The 1606-nt window shown below is 52.0% G+C and carries 2 protein-coding genes; both read right to left on the minus strand.

Going from position 1 to position 1606, the window contains the following annotated elements:
• A partial coding sequence (locus F1381_RS28665) for a hypothetical protein (RefSeq protein WP_222850496.1) occupies positions 1-226 on the minus strand: 226 nt, incomplete at its 3' end.
• Between the two features lie 687 nt (positions 227-913).
• Positions 914-1606, minus strand: a 693-nt coding sequence (locus F1381_RS28530) for a P-loop NTPase family protein (RefSeq protein ID WP_222850497.1), incomplete at its 5' end; no start/stop codon positions are given.

Raw genomic sequence — 1606 nt, forward strand, 5'->3', positions numbered from 1 at the left:
GTGTCTTTCGCTTGTACTCCTCCCACCTTTCATTGTGCAGCTTATCGGAGGTAGCAGCATTGTTCGTATAATTTCGGCCTCCCTTGTGATGCACGTGTACACGCTCTCCTTGAGGCGTGTTCTCGACGTCTACACTAGTGAAGTAGTCCTCCATAGCTTGAGCCTGGGCCGGAACAATCAACGCACCCGTAATAGCAGCTGCCGCCAACTTATTCTTCAGCTTCATTGAATTCCTTCCTAAGTGAACGCGAAGCTTACACTTAGGACACTATGAAATGAGAATGAAGCTGCACAACAAACTAGCTATAAATGCCTGGTAAAGTTTTCCTTGTTCGTTAACAATGCGGAAAGACTTTGTTAACCGTGCTTCTTTAAAGATAAGAAAGTATTTCATGATGAAGCACGGCGTGGCATATGAAAAACCCTAGCTCTGATGAGCTAGGGTTTTTCTTGCTGTAACAATTCAATAGTCAGTCTACTTGCACATGGATTGTGTGTCTAGTTAGACGCGCGGAGAGATTCACAAATCCGCGTGGGATGGTTTCCCGAAGCAATAGAAGTTCCTCGCTTTTTACCGAGCAGAGAGTACAGGGTTAGAGCCTGGCTTCTTTTCGCGCGTGCGTATCCGCCAGGTGCTCCCCAAGACCGCGAGGCTTGGGTGAAAAGGCCCGCCGAGCCTGGGGCTACGGTCGTTAAGTAATATAGCTGAGCTTAACCAAGAGGTACGCACACATGCCGCCGGGGCTACAGAGGTAATGACTGTAGCCACGTATAAGCGACCGACGTCCCGACTGACGGAAGAGTCGAAGAGTCTAATTTCCCTTGTATACGTGCCTTTTTATCGCTGTTGTCAGCGACAAGAGGCACGGCGCTCCCTCTGAGCCCTCCCTCAGGAAGGGGCTCAGGACGTGGCCTAAATAGTTACGGTGGGTTCGTTGAATCTGCGTAACTGGTCGGTGACGTCGTGAGCACCGCTAGCGTCTACATACATAATCGTATTGATGCGCCGAGCGAGGGCTTGTCGTCGAGATACTGAGGCCCACGAGTAGAAAGACCAGGGAGCTTCGTTAGAGACGAGCACTACTTGGTTGTAGGCGGCGACGCGGTCAGCGTAGCGGGCGGGGAGCACTGTAGGCCAGATATCCAGGACATTGAGGAGAGTGCTAAGTCGCATTTCACCGTCGAACTCGTCCAGGATGAGCATCTTTTGTCCGCAGTAGGAATCGAAAGGATGCTGATAGTCGGTCACTCGATAATAGTTTGTGCCTCCCATCTCTACAGCGCGACTGGTTTTCCCTGTTCCGGGCGGTCCGTAGAGCCAGATGACTTCTAGCTGGCGAGGCTTAGTGTGGCGGGAGCGGTCTCGCGCAGCGACGAGTTTTTCTACCATTGCGGTCATGCGATTGGATTCGGGGACTTGAAGGAAGACTTCGTCGGCAGAAAGCCCTTTTTCAAGGATTGCTTCGCGGACTACCTCGACATCCTTGCGACGCCCTTTTTCGTCACTGTGTCTAATTATGCCGTGTTCTAGCCTTGGTTCTTCAGAGACGCGGGTCTCTTCTTTGGTGACATAGTCGATGGCCTGCTGTATGGGGCCGCGGCGGGG

The sequence above is a fragment of the Paenibacillus tengchongensis genome (assembly GCF_008973665.1).
In the GTDB taxonomy this organism is placed as follows: domain Bacteria; phylum Bacillota; class Bacilli; order Paenibacillales; family Paenibacillaceae; genus Paenibacillus_AQ; species Paenibacillus_AQ tengchongensis.